Source organism: Cytobacillus spartinae (assembly GCF_042865285.1).
In the GTDB taxonomy this organism is placed as follows: Bacteria; Bacillota; Bacilli; order Bacillales; family Cytobacillaceae; genus Robertmurraya_A; species Robertmurraya_A spartinae.
The window spans coordinates 74,908-91,098 of the sequence record NZ_JBIACK010000016.1 but is presented as its reverse complement, the minus strand read 5'-3'; the positions used below and the strand labels follow the sequence as shown (position 1 = coordinate 91,098).

The following is a 16,191-nucleotide window of genomic DNA, read 5'->3' as shown; positions in this document are numbered from 1 at the left end:
AATATTATCTATATAATTAGCATAGCGTCTCCAAAGCTAAAGAAACGATATCTCTCTTCCACGGCTGTTTGATAAGCATGAAGAACATTCTCACGACCTGCTAATGCACTTATTAGCATGATCAAAGTCGATTTTGGTAAATGGAAATTTGTAATCATCCCATCAATAGCTTTAAATTCATATCCTGGATAGATGAAGATATCTGTCCAACCATTTTCTTCTACAAATTCCCCATTGTGTGCTGAGCCAATCGTCTCAAGAGTCCTAGTAGAAGTAGTCCCGACTGAGATAATTCTTCCACCATTTTCACGAACTTCGTTAAGAAGCCTTGCAGTACCTTTGGATACCTGGTAAAACTCAGCATGCATCTCGTGCTCATTAATATCATCTACACTTACTGGCCTAAATGTTCCTAGCCCAACATGCAATGTGATAAAGGCAATGTGAACACCCATTTCCCTTAGTTCTTCCAGAAGCTCCTCAGTAAAGTGAAGTCCAGCAGTAGGAGCTGCAGCAGATCCTCGTTCTTTGGCGTAGACTGTTTGATATCTATCGCGATCCTCTAGTTGTTCTTTTATGTATGGGGGAAGTGGCATTTCTCCTAGTTGATCTAGTACTTCATAGAATATACCTTCGTACTGAAATTCAAGCACTCGACCTCCATGATCTGCTTCACCTACACAAGTAGCGGTTAACAGGCCATTTCCAAATATGACCTTTGTTCCCTCTTTAACACGTTTAGCAGGTTTTACAAGCGTTTCCCACGTATCTCCTTCCTTTTGTTTAAGAAGAAGAACTTCTATTTTTGCCCCTGTATCCTCTTTTTCTCCTAATAATCGAGCAGGTAAGACCTTTGTATCATTTAAAACTAAACAATCTCCAGCCTTAAAATAGTCTTTAATATTTCTAAACGTTTCGTGTTTTATTTCTCCACTTTCTTTATTTAATACCATCAACCGACTTTTTGTCCGTTCTTCTAGAGGAGTCTGTGCAATAAGTTCCTCAGGTAAATAAAAATCGAATAAATCTATTTTCATGATGTCACCCTATCTATTTACTTCTATTACAAAATTAATTGACCCTATCCTTATTATAATTTCCAATTCACTGAATTTCATAATAAGCGATTTAGATATGATTACTTTTAAAGGATATGGTATTCATTTTAGCGAAATCTTCCTAAAAAATAAAAAACGGCAGATAAGATGATACTGAGTAAGATGGAAGTAACAATCGGAAAATAAAAGGTTGTACTTCCTTTCTTAATCACGATATCTCCTGGAAGCTTCCCAATATTAATGAATTGCATTAAGAAACCCACTACAAAAATAATTGCCCCAACTGTCATCAATAACTTTGAGATTCCAGTCAATCTGAAGGCACCTCCATCTGGAAATGACGGTATACGAGATCGGTGACAATTCTTCCTCTAGGTGTTCGTTGTAAAAATCCAATTTGCAAAAGATAAGGTTCGTATACATCCTCTATTGTGGTAGACTCTTCCCCAATCGTTGCGGCGATGGTTTCTAATCCTACTGGTCCACCACGGAATTTTTCAATAATTCCTTTTAGCAATTTATGATCAATGTGGTCTAACCCTAAGCGGTCAACTTGAAGGAGTTCCAGTGATTCTTCTGTTATATCAAAGTCAATGGTACCGTTCCCCTGAACTTGAGCAAAATCTCTAACTCTTCTTAACAGTCTATTGGCTATCCTCGGTGTTCCTCTTGATCTTTTTGCTATTTCCGTTGCTGCCTGACGGTCAATAACTGTATCAAAAAGGTCAGCTGTTCTTATTACAATCTCTTTAAGCTGCTCTTCTTTATAGTATTCCAACCTACTCAGAACACCAAATCGATCTCTAAGAGGCGCAGATAAAGAACCAGCTCTTGTTGTTGCTCCTACAAGAGTAAATGGTGGGAGGTCCAAGCGAACGGACCTAGCACTCGGTCCTTTACCAATAACGATATCTAAGCAGAAATCTTCCATAGCCGGATAAAGTACTTCCTCTATCGTCCTAGGAAGACGGTGAATCTCATCTATAAAGAGAACATCCCCAGGTTCCAAAGCTGTTAATATAGCTGCTAAATCTCCTGGACGCTCGATAGCAGGGCCTGCAGTTGTACGTATATTTACTCCCATTTCATTAGCAATAATGGTTGCAAGCGTCGTTTTTCCTAATCCAGGAGGACCGTATAACAATACATGATCCAATGTTTCTTGTCGAAGTTTAGCCGCTTTTATAAACACCTCTAAATTCGACTTCACCTTATCTTGGCCAATATATTGCTTTAAGGTTTGGGGACGTAAGCTTTGTTCGAAGGATATGTCATGAAGATCTGCTTCACTAGCAATAATCCTTTCTTCCATTTTTCATCACCCTTTAAATCTTCTTTTTACGAACTTCTGTTATATTATGTTAACAGCCTTTGTAACGCCTTTTTTATGTACTCGTCTGTTGAAAGCTTTTCCTGTTTTAATTCAGGGGTTATTTTCTTAATCTCTTTTTCAGAATATCCTAATGCCTTAAGAGCCAAAATCGCTTCCTCAAACTCATGATTAGAAGCGACAGCATTCCTCTCACCCTGTTCTGGTGAAAAGAGATTCGGAAAATAATCTGGCACAACATCAAGAAGCTTTCCTTTTAAGTCTAATATCATTTGTCGTGCTGTTTTTTTCCCCACCCCAGGGAATTTAACTAAGAAAGCTTCGTCTTCATCTTCAATCGCTTGTACCACTTGTTCTGGTTCTCCAGACGCTAAAATGGCCAAAGCACCTTTTGGACCAATCCCCGAAACATTTAATAATTTAGTAAAAAGGGTTTTCTCTTCCCTCGTTTGAAAACCATACAAAGCCATTATATCTTCTCTTACATAATGATATGTAAATATTTTTATCGTCTGATGCAAGCTTTTTGAAAAAAGAAATGGGTTGGGTGTAGAAACTTGATAACCTATCCCGTTGTTTTCAACTACGATAAACTCGGGTCCAACAAAATCAATCTTACCTTGAATAAATTCAAACAAATGCCTTCGCTCCTCTATTTTGCTGTACCTCATTGTATCATAATATAAGATTTTTTTCGTAAATTTTATAGAGCATTAGGTCGTTAAAAGGAAATGAATATCGGAAATCAACATTCTGTTTAATAGCGTCCAAACAAAAAAATAAGCGGACCAACTGTTCGGTCCACTAGTTAATTTGCTTGTTTTTGCTGAATCGTATAGTTCTTAAAAGTTTCTAACACATCCACATATCGATTTTTGTTCATAATGGGGATGCCTTTTTTTAACTCTTCATGTTTTGTACTTTCAAGCCTGCCTACATCAATCTGGAAAAAAGATTGTATAATATTGTACTTATGGGGCTTACCGTTAAAGATGGTGAGCGTTCCATCTTCAGTTATTCCAAAATACCCATTGGATTTTAATAAAGGAGATATGTCATCCACTTGTTGACGAAAGACAACCTTTTTTTCCTCCATATCTATTAAATGCCATGGTTCGTATTTAGCCCAGAAATCCTCCATAGACCAAATCGTTTCCTTGACAATCTCTTGACTAATTTCTCCATCTAAGTAAACTCTTTCTAGAATGACCTTCACTTCAATAGGAGTAAATTCATTTTCAGAATTATCCTGTGATCCTTCTGCAAAAACAACTGAACCCTGATTGCTATATATGAATACAGTTTCTAAGAACATAAATGCTAATATTAATGTAGAAAATCTTAACCATCTGGTTCTCATATTTGATCACCTCATTTGTAAAATGGGAACATATTTTTTAAAACTAAAACAGCTTTTCATTCATATTTTGACCAATAATTTCATATTTATCCTTTTTCTAAGGTATAAATCAATCATACTTTTAAATTCTTACCTAAATACATCTTTTTATACAGGCTGTTTTCGTATAGATAGTTGTTAATCGAATATGACTGTAGCATACATCTCATATGGCTTCGTGGCATCTTTCTTTTCAATTTGAAGAAAACAGCACCTAGAATGATTTAAAGTTAACAAAAAAAAGAGCAGAGCTCATATGAGCCCTACTCATTTTAATTAACGAAATAGATTATTCAAATCTAATGTGATTTGTTCTCTTGGACCTCCGTCACGAAGGTCATTATCTATATTACGGATGCGACTGAAAGTACCCTCATCAGTTTCTACCTGAACGGATCGACCGTGTAAATAAGGCTGAACTGCTTCTCGGATTCGATTTTTAGTTTCTAATTCTTTGCCTTCATTTTCAAGGTCCACTGCAATTAGAACATTGCTTCCGTATACGACGGAACGAACATCCTCAACATTTTGAACTGACCCGACAACATCACCAATTTTTATAGCCAAGTCTCCTTCATAGGCTGTATAGTAAGAGCTCTTAGGCTGTCGAGTGTTATCATCTAAATGTCCATGATAATTGGCATCACCATGGCTGAAGCGGTTGTCTTTTTCAAACCAATTTTTATCATAATCAGCTAGAGGCTTTGAGGGATTTCCCGGGTTTCCATCCTCGTCTCTCATATTGAGAATACGACTATTTCGATTCCTAGCTTGTTGGCCCTCGACTCCGAATGAATGGTCCATAATTTCAGTTAATGGCCCATCATTTTCATTGTAGATATTCGCATTACCGCCATTTTGATGGTTCTCATTTGAATAATACCCTATTGGTTGAGCTTGACTTGCATTTCCATCTTGCGTAGCTTCCTCATTCGTTCCACATCCAACTAAACCAATGGTTGTCATGAATGCTGCAATCGGAATTGTCAAATACTTCTTATTCAAACGAATAACCCCCTCTGCTAATTTCGAGCAAAATAGATTGCTCATCATTAGGTTGTGAGGGAACCCTGTTTTTCATTCAATACATGAACCAACTATTACTTCCTTTAAAATCTTTTCTTCTAAAAGCTAATCATTTACTAAGGACTTAAGCTCATGATAAAAATTCTGTCTTTCTTTAAACTGTCCTACGGTTAAATCCAAAACATTCCTTACCTTATTCGAATTCATAAATTGTCTATTGCGGATGAGTCTGTTCCATTCGCGAAAGATATCGGTCGGAAAAGCAAGAGAATATAAGAAAATTTTATCATTTAAATAGGGCTTAAGCTTTTCATGCTGAGCTAACTTTTCTATTGACCAGTCTAAAAATGGTAAAATCCGGTTCGCATATTGCAGGTAATCAGCTCTTTCATGACCGATGCTTATTAAATCAAAATCAATTAAATACAATTGACCATCTTCCGATCGCATAAAATTATGATGGGCTACATCCCCATGAAGAATGACGGGGGGAACATTGTCTAACGTAACTTTTTCTTTTTCGAGTCCTTTTAAGGCCCAGTCTGCCCAAGTCATTAATTCGTCTATCATTTCTTTTTGAACAAAAAATTTAATAATTGATACATTATTAAGAAACCGAGCAGATCGTTCTCGCCATTTCTCTAGCAGCTTAAAATGGCCTAAATTGGATCGATATCGATTGGTTATTAATTTTGTTGTTGTATGGTATTGCTCTAATAATTTTAAACCATCACAACGATCAGGGAAATTGTCATATGAAAACGTCTTCTGAGAGGGAGGAATATATTCGAGACACCCATAATAATTCTGTTCAAAATATAAAGGTGGGTTTTTAGCAAATTCATAAAATAAATACGTGTACTGAAACCCTTCTTTTTTTAAAGATGCCGTATATGTTTCTTGTAACTTTAAACGATGATAAGAAGGAAAGCCCTTTAAGATAAAATGGTCAGAATCTGAAGTGATGATAAAGACATTTTTCCGAATTTGACCAATTTTATTAATTTTAAATGGAAACTGGCTTTTTAAATAGGAGAGGAGACGATTTAAAAATAAACCGTCTCCTTGAGTATTACTCGTCATCTTCATCGTTATTGTTTTGATTTCGTTCAAAGCCATACGCTGCATCCATTGGTCCATAAGGATTCATGAATGGTGGTTGTGCACCATGATGTCCATACGGCGGAGCGTATACTGGGGCTACTCCTGGGCCATATAATGCTGGATTATAACCAGCTTGTGGGAACTGTGGTCCACCGCATCCACAATCGTCTTGGGCACCCTGAACAACCGGATATGGCTGGTTAGGTGCTAATGGTGTTTGGTATGGATAATCCATTGCTCCCTGTACCATTGGTGCTGGTTGTTGGAAGTCCATTGCTCCCTGTACCATTGGTGCCGGTTGTTGGAAATTCATTGCTCCCTGTACCATTGGTGCTGGTTGTTGGAAGTCCATTGCTCCCTGTACCATTGGTGCTGGTTGTTGGAAGTCCATTGCTCCCTGTACCATTGGTGCCGGTTGTTGGAAGTCCATTGCTCCCTGTACCATTGGTGCCGGTTGTTGGAAATTCATTGCTCCCTGTACCATTGGTGCCGGTTGCTGGAAGTTCATTGCTCCCTGTACCATTGGTGCTGGTTGTTGGAAGCCCATCGCTCCCTGTACCATTGGTGCTGGTTGTTGGAAGTCCATCGCTCCCTGTACCATTGGTGCTGGTTGTTGGTAATCCATCGCTCCCTGTACCATTGGTGCTGGTTGTTGGTAATCCATTGCTCCTTGAACTCCCGGCATAGCCCCCATCGGATATCCTGGAGGACAATATGGTAGATGTCCTGGTCCTGGCATCATAGGAGAAACTTGTGTTAATGGTGCTGGATATGGCGGATATGGGTACGGTGCCTGCATAGCCGGTGCCGTATAACTTGGCATATGTGGCATTTGAGCTGGACTTTCTGGACTTTCCATATCTTGAACACCCATTACTCCTGTCATTGGTGCTGGCATCTGCGCTTGCGTTGGGCTTACATTTGGCATTAATGGCATTTGAGGCATAAATGACGAAGACTCATCATCATATTGGTGTTGCATATGATGTGCACCTTCTACACCTGGCATCATCCCATAAGGCATTTGTTGATGATGTCCAGCCATTGGAGCTTGAAATTGCGAGTATGGTGCTTGTGGTGCAAAACCTCCGCCCGGATAACCATACCCTCCTACTGGTTGTGTCATTGGAGTACCTTGATGAAAAGGATGTGTGTGTGGATACATTTCTTGATTGTTACCTCCTTGGTTAGGAACTTTATATTCCTCAAATGAATTTGGACTTTCGTCAGGCATTGGCTTAACATTTGGCAATATATTCTTCGGCTTTGGTGGAAGTTGTGGTTGAAGTGGTTGCTGTGGTTCAACTGATAAATTAGCCATATTCATGGTGTAGTAATTATTTATGTCAATTTCAGGCACAATTGGTTGAGGCATTTTTGGAGTGTATGGTTTTTTAGGTTGTTCAACAGGTGCTTCGACTTTTGGTTGTTTCATTTTAGGTGCTTCCATCTTAGGTGCTTCAACTTTTGGTTTAGCTTTTGGAACCTCCATCTTCGGCATTTCGACTTTTGGCTTAGCTTTTGGAACCTCCATCTTCGGCATTTCGACTTTTGGCATCTCTACCTTTGGAGCTTCCATCTTTGGAGCTTCCATCTTTGGTTTCTCTACTTTTGGTGCTTCCATTTTCGGAGCCTCTTTTTTAGGCGCTTCCTTTTTGGAACCCATATTGATTTTGGTCTCCGGTTTTCCAGTTATAGGAGCTTCTTTTTTTACGCTTCCTCCTGCTGTCGGAACTTTTATTTTCATACCGGGCATAATCATATCAGGGTTGCTGAGCTGTGAATTCATTTTCTTCAGCTCTTCAAAATTCACGCCGTACTTCTTGGCGATTTTCCAAAGAGTATCCCCTTTCTGTACGATATGGATCTTCACTATGATTTCCCTCCTATGCATATGTCCATATATTGTATGACGGAATGGGCAAATTGCTAACAATCTACACAAAAACTTATGCAGATTTTGAAAAAAATATGATTTATGTGCGGAAACAGTGGAGAATTATTTTTAAAATAATTTTGTTTGATGGTGTAAATGAACTGGTTTTTTTAAGAGTCCCACAAGACTTACAAATAAAAAAGTAGCCCACAAATAAATGTGAAGCTACTCTTAAATAGTTTTGGTTATGATTGCTGCAACATCGCTGCTAATGCTTTTTTAGCATTGATTGCTACTTCGTCTTCTACTTCTATTACATTATGAGGTTTCCCCTCAACGATCGACTCAAGGCACCATACTAAGTGAGGTAAATCAATTCTGTTCATGGTTAAGCATGGGCACATATGTGGGTTTAATGAAACAATATGCTTATCCGGGTGTTGCTGAATGATTCTTTTTACAAGGTTCATTTCAGTCCCAATTGCCCAAGAAGATCCCGGCTTAGCATTCTCAATGGCATTAATAATATAGTTAGTCGATCCATCCATATCTGAAAGTTCTACCACTTCTCTTCTACACTCTGGGTGAACAATAATTTTCATTTCAGGAAATTGTGCACGTACATCGTGAATATTTGCTACTGTAAAATTCTCATGAACTGAGCAATGCCCTTTCCAAAGAATAACCTTTACATTCTCGATTGGTCCATCATATTCGAGAGTGTCATTGATCGGATTCCATACTGCCATTTCATCTAATGAAACTCCTAGATTAAAAGCCGTGTTTCTTCCTAAATGTTGATCCGGTAAGAATAGGATTCTTTCTTTTTGTTCAAATGCCCAGCTAACCATTTTCTCAGCATTAGAAGAAGTAACGGTTGCTCCATTATTTTTTCCTACAAATGCTTTAATTGCTGCAGTCGAATTCACATATGTTAAAGGAATAATTGTTGTTCCAAATAACTCCGTTAGCTTTGTCCATGCTCTTTCCGTTTGGAATATATCAGCCATATCAGCCATGGAACAACCAGCACGCATATCAGGTAGATATACTTTTTGATTTTTTGTAGTCAGGATATCTGCTGTTTCAGCCATGAAGTGGACACCACAAAATACGATGTGTTCAGCTTCACTATTTTCTTCAGAAAGTTGTGCAAGCTTTAATGAATCACCTGTATCATCAGCAAATTGAATCACTTCATCTTTTTGATAGTGGTGGCCTGGAATATAGAGTTTAGTACCAAGTTCGTTCTTAATTTCTCTGACTCGAGCCTCTAATTCTTCTGTTGTCATATTTTTATATTTTTCAGGTATTACATTTACCTTTTCTTCTAACGTTTGAAAAATGTTCATTCCCCTTCATCCCCTTTTTAAAGAACATTTACTTTTGCGCTAATATCTAGTGCTTTAACTGAATGTGTAAGAAACCCTAATGAAATCACATCTACCCCCGTATCTTTGTAGCTTGCAAGATTATCTAAAGTAATTCCACCTGATGCCTCTGTCATGATTCCTGTCGGAACAAGCTTAATCCATTCTTTGATTTCTTCTGGTGTGCGATTATCAAACATAATGACATCTGCTTTCGCTTCGATTGCCTCAATTACTTGTTGCTTCGTTTCAGTCTCAACTTCAACTTTAACCATATGACCTAAATTTGAGCGGACTCTTTCAACAGCATTTTCGATAGACCCTGCAAATGAAATATGATTGTCTTTAATCATAACTGCATCATAAAGTCCAAACCGATGATTAAAACCACCACCACAACGAACGGCAAACTTTTCAAGCATACGAAGTCCAGGTGTTGTTTTTCTCGTATCAACCACTTTCGTCCTTGAACCGCTTAATTGTTTTACAGCTTCACTTGTTTTTGTAGCGATTCCGCTCATTCTTTGAACTAAATTTAAGACAACTCTTTCAGCTTTCAGTAGATTCGTTACTGTCCCCTTTACAACAACCAATCTTTGTCCAATTTCAATTCTTTCTCCATCTTTAACGTGCTGCTCAATCTGAATTTGCTCATCTAGAAGGGAAAAGCCTGTACGAATCACTTCTTCACCACAAAAAACTCCACTTTCTTTAGCGATAAAGACCATTTCCCCTTTTTCTTCTTCCCCAAAAATAAGTTCGCTCGTAACATCACGTTCGCCGATATCTTCAAGAAAATACTGTTCAAGTTGCAACCGCAGCTTTAATTTGTTCATCCCTATCTCCCTTTACAGCTAATCTTTTTTGGATAATTTGATTCTGCTTCCATCTATCATCATTTTCCTGTGGAAAATCAGCACGAAAATGACCTCCACGACTTTCTGTTCTCTTAAGTGCTGAGTCCGTTACAAGCCAAGAGGTTATTAGCATAAATACTTTTGTTATATCTTCACTTGATAAATGATCTAAATCCATTTCTACCAAGTTGTGAATATCAAAGCCTGCAAGCCATTCAATTTGATTCATGAGACCTTCCTTCGATCTAACAATCCCTGCATTGCTCATCATTTTGTCTTTTATTGTTGCTACTTCTGGTAAATGTAGAGCATTCTTTTCACACATGAAAATATCTGACCTATACATATCACTTGTTGAAGAATGGTCAAATTTCAAATTCAAATATTGAGCTAAATTTTTACCGAAAAATAAACCTTCTAAAAGAGAATTGCTCGCTAACCGGTTGGCACCATGAATTCCTGTACATGCCACTTCACCAATCGCATATAAACGATCGATATTCGTTCTTCCATATAAGTCCGTTTTAACACCGCCCATTAAGAAGTGGCATCCTGGTATAACAGGGATTTTCCCTTTGTTTAAATCTATATCGTTTTCATGGCAAAGCGCTGTGATTGTTGGAAATTTACTCTCAAATTTTTCAATTGAGGAAATATCTAAATAAACAGTTTTCCCCTTTTTTACATAATCATAGATGGTCTGGGATACTACATGCCTTGGTGCGAGGTCCTTAAAAGGATGAACACCATTCATAATTTCTGTACCATCTTCTGTTACTAATTTAGCTCCTTCTCCTCTAACAGCTTCTGAAACTAGCCCCTTGCCCTGCCCGTTTATATTTAAAAGAGTCGGATGAAATTGAATGAATTCCATATCGGCAATTTCAGCACCCACTCGGTAAGCTAACGCGATCCCGTCACCTGTCACCGTTTCAGCATTAGAAGTAAAGCTATAAATCTGCCCAAGTCCTCCTGTTGCAAGGACAATATGATCTGCATAAATTTGCTCTCTTGTGCCATCATTGTATTTACCCTTTACACCGACACAAAGGTTATTCTTCGTTATAAGTTCATATACCGTAATGTCTTCAATGATTTGGACATGACTTACTGTATCTATAAGAAAATTCATCATTCTTTGTCCAGTCGCATCGCCACCACCATGAACAATTCGTTTTTCACTATGAGCCCCTTCCATCCCAAGAAGTAACTTTCCCTTATCATCCGTATCAAACCTGCATCCTTCATCGAAAAGTTCTCGAATTAATGCAGGAGCTTCTTCAGTCATTTTTAGGACTATTTCTCGATTGTTATGATAACGTCCAGCTTCCAACGTATCTAAAAAATGTTTGTAAGGATCATCACTACTAGACATTGCAGCAGCAACTCCTCCTTGTGCCATATAAGAATTACCGTGTTTCACCTTTGACTTTGTGAGAATAATCACATTCATATCACGGCGTAGTCTCTTTGCTAATTGCAAAGCGGCTATTCCGCTCCCAATAATTAACACATTGGTGCGTCTCATATTCAAATTACCCTCCTGATTAACAGGTGTCTTGACACTTATATTTACATAGTTTTAAACTTATGACAAGTGTTTTTATACTATAAATGGTTGGAAAATTGGAGGTGCTCATGAATTACTTTGATTATGCAGCGACTTGTCCACTTGACCAAGAGGCTGCAAATGTTTATGTAAAAGCCTCTACAGAGTACTTCGGCAATTCTCAAAGCCTTCACGATATGGGAAGTAAGTCACGTGATTTATTAGAAAACTGTCGAAAAGAATTAGGTACTTTACTCGGAGTTCATAAAGAGGGATTGTATTTTACTAGTGGAGGTTCTGAGAGCAATTACTTAGCCATCCACGCCTTGCTATCTGCCGCCCAAAAGAAAGGTAAACATATTATCGCAGGTATGACAGAACACTCTTCTATTCATAATCTATTGGAAAAACTTAAGTTAGAGGGGTATGAAGTTACTTACATTCCTTTTACGAAAGATGGAATGATTGATTTAGATCTTTTGAAGAAAAGCATAAAAGAGGAAACCATTTTCATCACCATTCAGCATGCAAACCCAGAAATTGGCATGATTCAACCTCTAGAGCAAGTTCATGCCCTTTGCAAGGACCATAAAATCTTATTTCATAGTGACTGTGTCCACTCTTTCGGAAAGCTTCCATTAGAAAATATATCACACCTTTTAGATAGCTTTTCCATTTCTGGTCATAAGGTTTATGGGCCAAAAGGTGTTGGTGCAGTTTATGTAAATCCTAAACTCAATTGGAAGTCCAGTTATCCAGGGACTTCACATGAGCGTGGATTTAGACCAGGAACGGTAAATGTACCTGCTGTCGCTGCGATGACGGTGGCTACTCAGAAATCATATAAGTTGATGGATCAACATCTGCACCACTATAAAGAATTACGTAACAAGCTGCTAGCCATGTTAGAGCCATATAGAGAAGAAATTGTTTTGTATGACGGATTGGAAGATTTGCAGCTCCCCTCTACGTTAGGTTTAAGAATAAAAGGTCTTGAAGGCCAATATGTGATGCTTGAATGTAACCGTCATGGATATGCAATTTCAACTGGAAGCGCTTGTTCAGTTGGAATGCAAACTCCTTCTAGAACGATGGCTGCCCTAAATATTGACAACAAGCAAGCTAAAGAATTTATTCGAGTGTCCTTCGGATGGGATACAACATTGGAACAAGTTGAGGGACTTGGAAAAACTCTTATTGACATTATCAATAAAAATAAGTGATTTTAGTGTCACGTTGTTAAGGTCATCATTTATTTTATGTTAAAATGGTTCTGGATTGGACTAGTAAGGGAGAGTTGAACATGAAGGAAAAAAAGATACTTGGTGAAGAAAGACGAGATCTTATATTGGATTGGCTTAAATCTAGCGGTGAGCCTATTACGGGTAGTGAATTAGCTTCAAAGACCAATGTTAGTAGACAAGTAATTGTTGGGGATATCACTCTACTCAAAGCAAAAAACGAACCAATTATTGCAACTAGCCAAGGATATATGTACTTAAATCAACCTTCACCAACAACCATCTATGAGAGAACGGTGGCTTGTTATCATCCTCCTGAAAAAGCTGAAGAGGAGCTTAATTTACTAGTGGATCACGGTGTTACCGTTAAGGATGTTAAAATTGAGCACCCGGTCTATGGGGATTTAACTGCTTCTATCATGGTCTCGAATCGAAAAGAAGTAAAACAATTCATGGATAAAGTCAAATCTACTAATGCTGCCTTCTTATCAGAACTAACCGATGGCATTCATCTTCATACCATTACTGCTAGGTCGGAGGATCTTTTGGATGAGGCTATACGGGCACTGAAGCAGGCACATTTCTTAATTGAGCAATAAATTTCTAGCCTAAACCTTTTACCAGAAATAAAGGTTTGGGCTATTTTATTTTTCCACAAATATCACTAGACTAAAAGTTAATTATTATATCCAAATTCTTTCTCTAACAATTAGCTATCTACCTATACATTGAAACCTCTCTTTTCATATGATATTAGTAATATTTTGTTTAAGGAGGTTTTAACAGTGGGAATCTCACCCCTACCTATTTTTACTACCGAGAAGTGTTACACTCCATACTATTCTCCATTTGACCCCTGTCCACCTATCCAATTGAAATGCTATTCAACACCACCGTCTTTATATATTGAGTTTCAACCACCTAATTTAGAACAGAGTTCCTTAAGTGAGGCTTTGAGTACCGGTACCTTGTGGCCAGCATTTGATAGTAACAATGGAACAAATTAGAAAGGAGAGATCTATCTCTATGGAAAGTATTAACATCGATCAAAATTATTATCAGCTTTTATTACAATTACAAGAATATCAATTTGCTCTCGTCGAATTAAACTTATATTTAGACACACATCCAGATGACCAAAGTGCATTACTGCAATTTAATCAACTAGTAGAACAAAGAGAACAGGTGGCAAATCAAATCGAAGAAAATTATGGACCTTTGTTTAATTTTGGCCTTAGTAATTCTGAATTCCCTTGGCAATGGAAAAAAGCTCCATGGCCATGGCAGGTTTAAAGGAGGATTAGAATGTGGATTTATGAAAAGAAACTATTATACCCCGTAAGAGTTAGCACCTGTAACCCAAATATCGCAAAACTATTATTAGAGGCATATGGTGGACAAGATGGAGAACTCTCTCAAGCATTAAGGTACATGACTCAACGTTATACTATGCCACCAAAAGTGATAGCTATTATTAATGATATTGGAACAGAAGAGTTGGCTCATATGGAAATGATTGCAACAATGATTTATAAACTAACGAAGGATGCTACTCCAGAACAATTGAGAGCAGCAGGATTGGGAGAATATTATATAGATCATGGGAAGTCTTTGTTCTATCAAAATGCACAAGGAGTTGAATGGTCGGCTAAATACATTCAAAGTAAAGGTGATCCTATTGCGGACTTATATGAAGATATAGCTGCTGAAGAAAAAGCAAGAGCAACCTATGAATATATAATCAATCTTACAGATGATCCTGATGTAATCGACTGTTTAAATTTTTTAAGACAACGAGAAATAATCCACTCACAAAGATTACGTGAGGCGGTTGAGCTATTAAAAGAGGAGCAGGACAACTGAACAGGGGGTGTCGCTCCTCTTTTACATAAAATCTAAGGACACGTTTTTTCAATATTAAAATAAGGGTAGCTACCTAATATTACAACTGAACACCCGAGTGCTTCCAGCTCCGCTATTGCACCAGGGATTAAGACTTCATCAAGCTTCATTTCAACATCAATGATAAAAAAATAATTTCCTAATCCTGTCTTCATTGGTCTTGATTCAATTTTAGATAGATTTAAATTTCTCCATGCGAATGCAGATAACACTTGATGGAGAGCTCCGGAACGGTCTGATGGTAATGTAACCATAACAGTTGTTTTTTCCCCAACACTACCTAAAGATTGCGCTGGAATTTCCTTATATATCTTAGATAGAACAATAAAGCGCGTATGATTAAAATCAAAATCATGTATATTACCTTTTGCGATTGCTAAACCATATTCTTTTGCCGCTAATTCATTTGCAATCGCAGCTGCCCTAACTTCTGGATGCTCAATCAAGTATTTAGCAGCCGCAGCAGTTGATGTCATACTCTCGCAAGGAATTCCCTTTAGTTGGCTATGTAAAAATTTATGGCATTGAGCAATTGCATGAGAATGACTGAAAATCACCTCTACTTGCTCCCAGCTATCCTTATATTGAGGATGAACCAATAAATGCTGTTTGATGGGTGCAGTGATTTCACCAATAATCGGAAGTTTCATTTCGTGAATTAAATAGTCGAGCGTTATATTTACAGATCCTTCTAGAGCGTTTTCTAGTGGAACAACGGAGATATCGACTTCCCCTTCCATAACCGCATCTAAACAATCCGGGATCGTCATATATGGAATGCTTTGTGCACTAGGAAACATTTCCCTAACTGCCAAGTCAGTAAAAGTTGCTTTTGGTCCTAAGAATGCTACCTTCATTAACTATTTCCCTCCTACAAGCCCTTGCCTTTCTGTTGTTATATGTACTTTAACACTTTAATCCATATATGTGAATCGTTAGTGTCTAAATTCTATGTAAAAAAAAAGGCCGAGGATAGGTGCTAATTATGCACCTGATCCCAGCACCTCAACTTTATCAACAAACTCGAGCCTTCTTAGTTTTGCCAAAAGCTCATCTATCTCGATTAGCATTTCAGATGTATTTAATGAAAGAGTGACATTGGCACGCCCTTGTAACGGAATTGTTTGGTGAATGGTCAATACATTGCAACCGGAGTTGGCAACTACACCTAGAAGCTGCGAAAGAGTTCCAGATCGATCTTCTAAGTGAAAAAATAAAGTGATTAGACGTTCTTTTACGACAGTATGAAAAGGGAAAATGGTATCTCTGTACTTATAGAAAGCACTTCGACTTAAATCCACTTTTTGAACAGCATCAAAGACAGAATCCACTTTTCCTCTCTCTAACATTTCCTTTGCTTCTAACGTCTTTTTCATCGCTTCAGGTAGAACATCTTCTCTAACCAAATAGAATTTCTTATCTAGTTTATCATTTCTCATTTCTCCACCCCATACCCTAAACAAAGGTCATCCTAACAAA

At 37.8% G+C, this 16,191-nt stretch carries 18 protein-coding genes; 5 read left to right on the top strand and 13 right to left on the bottom strand.

Going from position 1 to position 16,191, the window contains the following annotated elements; translation table 11 throughout:
• Nucleotides 1–8: 8 nt before the first annotated feature.
• The 11 genes from queA to nadB all read right to left on the bottom strand — a co-directional run bounded on the left by queA (nt 9) and on the right by nadB (nt 11,548).
• Complete coding sequence (gene queA / locus ACFYKX_RS23225) at nt 9–1,037, bottom strand: tRNA preQ1(34) S-adenosylmethionine ribosyltransferase-isomerase QueA (RefSeq protein WP_389364054.1); 1,029 nt, start codon at nt 1,035–1,037, stop codon at nt 9–11.
• 128 nt (nt 1,038–1,165) lie between these two features.
• A complete protein-coding gene (locus ACFYKX_RS23220; protein ID WP_389364052.1) occupies nt 1,166–1,372 on the bottom strand; it encodes a DUF2905 domain-containing protein in 207 nt (68 codons plus the stop codon).
• Nucleotides 1,369–2,370 (bottom strand): Holliday junction branch migration DNA helicase RuvB, encoded by a 1,002-nt coding sequence (gene ruvB, locus ACFYKX_RS23215; RefSeq protein WP_389364050.1) that lies wholly within the window; start codon nt 2,368–2,370, stop codon nt 1,369–1,371. The genes ACFYKX_RS23220 and ruvB overlap by 4 nt, the downstream gene beginning before the upstream one ends.
• Nucleotides 2,371–2,414: 44 nt before the next feature.
• A complete protein-coding gene (gene ruvA / locus ACFYKX_RS23210) occupies nt 2,415–3,026 on the bottom strand; it encodes a Holliday junction branch migration protein RuvA (protein WP_389364048.1) in 612 nt (203 codons plus the stop codon).
• A 170-nt stretch (nt 3,027–3,196) separates the two neighbouring features.
• Nucleotides 3,197–3,748 (bottom strand): BofC C-terminal domain-containing protein, encoded by a 552-nt coding sequence (locus ACFYKX_RS23205; RefSeq protein ID WP_389364046.1) that lies wholly within the window; start codon nt 3,746–3,748, stop codon nt 3,197–3,199.
• Nucleotides 3,749–4,063: 315 nt separating this feature from the next.
• Nucleotides 4,064–4,792, bottom strand: coding sequence for a YhcN/YlaJ family sporulation lipoprotein (locus ACFYKX_RS23200; RefSeq protein WP_389364044.1), 729 nt, complete (start codon nt 4,790–4,792; stop codon nt 4,064–4,066).
• Between the two features lie 126 nt (nt 4,793–4,918).
• Nucleotides 4,919–5,932 (bottom strand): phosphotransferase, encoded by a 1,014-nt coding sequence (locus ACFYKX_RS23195; protein ID WP_389364042.1) that lies wholly within the window; start codon nt 5,930–5,932, stop codon nt 4,919–4,921.
• Entirely contained in the window at nt 5,886–7,790 is a 1,905-nt protein-coding gene (gene safA, locus ACFYKX_RS23190) for a SafA/ExsA family spore coat assembly protein (RefSeq protein WP_389364041.1), read from the bottom strand. The genes ACFYKX_RS23195 and safA overlap by 47 nt, the downstream gene beginning before the upstream one ends.
• Before the next feature lie 248 nt (nt 7,791–8,038).
• Entirely contained in the window at nt 8,039–9,145 is a 1,107-nt protein-coding gene (gene nadA / locus ACFYKX_RS23185) for a quinolinate synthase NadA (RefSeq protein ID WP_389364039.1), read from the bottom strand.
• A 17-nt stretch (nt 9,146–9,162) separates the two neighbouring features.
• Nucleotides 9,163–9,999: a carboxylating nicotinate-nucleotide diphosphorylase gene (nadC, locus tag ACFYKX_RS23180; protein ID WP_389364037.1), complete on the bottom strand. Its 837-nt coding sequence runs from the start codon at nt 9,997–9,999 to the stop codon at nt 9,163–9,165.
• Nucleotides 9,968–11,548, bottom strand: coding sequence for an L-aspartate oxidase (gene nadB / locus ACFYKX_RS23175; RefSeq protein WP_389364035.1), 1,581 nt, complete (start codon nt 11,546–11,548; stop codon nt 9,968–9,970). The genes nadC and nadB overlap by 32 nt, the downstream gene beginning before the upstream one ends.
• A 110-nt stretch (nt 11,549–11,658) precedes the next feature.
• Here nadB and ACFYKX_RS23170 point away from each other — a divergent pair, with 110 nt between their 5' ends.
• The 5 genes from ACFYKX_RS23170 to ACFYKX_RS23150 all read left to right on the top strand — a co-directional run bounded on the left by ACFYKX_RS23170 (nt 11,659) and on the right by ACFYKX_RS23150 (nt 14,673).
• The gene (locus tag ACFYKX_RS23170) at nt 11,659–12,792 is read left to right on the top strand and encodes an IscS subfamily cysteine desulfurase (RefSeq protein ID WP_389364033.1); all 1,134 of its coding nucleotides are present in this window, start codon (nt 11,659–11,661) and stop codon (nt 12,790–12,792) included.
• 80 nt (nt 12,793–12,872) lie between these two features.
• Nucleotides 12,873–13,409: a transcription repressor NadR gene (locus tag ACFYKX_RS23165; protein WP_389364031.1), complete on the top strand. Its 537-nt coding sequence runs from the start codon at nt 12,873–12,875 to the stop codon at nt 13,407–13,409.
• Nucleotides 13,410–13,595: 186 nt separating this feature from the next.
• Nucleotides 13,596–13,817 carry a spore coat associated protein CotJA gene (locus ACFYKX_RS23160; RefSeq protein ID WP_389364030.1) on the top strand — a complete coding sequence of 74 codons (222 nt, stop codon included), beginning with the start codon at nt 13,596–13,598 and terminating at the stop codon, nt 13,815–13,817.
• A complete protein-coding gene (locus ACFYKX_RS23155; RefSeq protein ID WP_389364028.1) occupies nt 13,792–14,103 on the top strand; it encodes a spore coat protein CotJB in 312 nt (103 codons plus the stop codon). Before ACFYKX_RS23160 ends, ACFYKX_RS23155 begins: the two co-directional genes overlap by 26 nt.
• 12 nt (nt 14,104–14,115) lie before the next feature.
• Nucleotides 14,116–14,673: a manganese catalase family protein gene (locus ACFYKX_RS23150; protein WP_389364027.1), complete on the top strand. Its 558-nt coding sequence runs from the start codon at nt 14,116–14,118 to the stop codon at nt 14,671–14,673.
• Nucleotides 14,674–14,705: 32 nt separating this feature from the next.
• Here the strand turns inward: ACFYKX_RS23150 and pheA are convergent, their stop codons facing one another.
• Both pheA and ACFYKX_RS23140 read right to left on the bottom strand, forming a co-directional pair.
• Nucleotides 14,706–15,569, bottom strand: a complete 864-nt coding sequence (pheA, locus tag ACFYKX_RS23145; RefSeq protein ID WP_389364025.1) for a prephenate dehydratase — start codon at nt 15,567–15,569, stop codon at nt 14,706–14,708.
• A gap of 126 nt (nt 15,570–15,695) precedes the next feature.
• On the bottom strand, nt 15,696–16,151 hold the full coding sequence (locus ACFYKX_RS23140; RefSeq protein ID WP_389364023.1) for an ACT domain-containing protein: 456 nt from the start codon (nt 16,149–16,151) through the stop codon (nt 15,696–15,698).
• Between the last annotated feature and the right edge of the window lie 40 nt (nt 16,152–16,191).

What these genes read in the sequence shown, in the direction of transcription:
- queA (WP_389364054.1), bottom strand. Translation starts at nt 1,037, where the DNA reads ATGAAAATAGATTTATTCGATTTTTATTTACCTGAGGAACTTATTGCA.
- ruvB (WP_389364050.1), bottom strand. Translation starts at nt 2,370, where the DNA reads ATGGAAGAAAGGATTATTGCTAGTGAAGCAGATCTTCATGACATATCC.
- ACFYKX_RS23205 (WP_389364046.1), bottom strand. Translation starts at nt 3,748, where the DNA reads ATGAGAACCAGATGGTTAAGATTTTCTACATTAATATTAGCATTTATG.
- ACFYKX_RS23195 (WP_389364042.1), bottom strand. Translation starts at nt 5,932, where the DNA reads ATGGCTTTGAACGAAATCAAAACAATAACGATGAAGATGACGAGTAAT.
- nadA (WP_389364039.1), bottom strand. Translation starts at nt 9,145, where the DNA reads ATGAACATTTTTCAAACGTTAGAAGAAAAGGTAAATGTAATACCTGAA.
- nadC (WP_389364037.1), bottom strand. Translation starts at nt 9,999, where the DNA reads ATGAACAAATTAAAGCTGCGGTTGCAACTTGAACAGTATTTTCTTGAA.
- nadB (WP_389364035.1), bottom strand. Translation starts at nt 11,548, where the DNA reads ATGAGACGCACCAATGTGTTAATTATTGGGAGCGGAATAGCCGCTTTG.
- ACFYKX_RS23170 (WP_389364033.1), top strand. Translation starts at nt 11,659, where the DNA reads ATGAATTACTTTGATTATGCAGCGACTTGTCCACTTGACCAAGAGGCT.
- ACFYKX_RS23165 (WP_389364031.1), top strand. Translation starts at nt 12,873, where the DNA reads ATGAAGGAAAAAAAGATACTTGGTGAAGAAAGACGAGATCTTATATTG.
- ACFYKX_RS23150 (WP_389364027.1), top strand. Translation starts at nt 14,116, where the DNA reads ATGTGGATTTATGAAAAGAAACTATTATACCCCGTAAGAGTTAGCACC.
- pheA (WP_389364025.1), bottom strand. Translation starts at nt 15,569, where the DNA reads ATGAAGGTAGCATTCTTAGGACCAAAAGCAACTTTTACTGACTTGGCA.
- ACFYKX_RS23140 (WP_389364023.1), bottom strand. Translation starts at nt 16,151, where the DNA reads ATGAGAAATGATAAACTAGATAAGAAATTCTATTTGGTTAGAGAAGAT.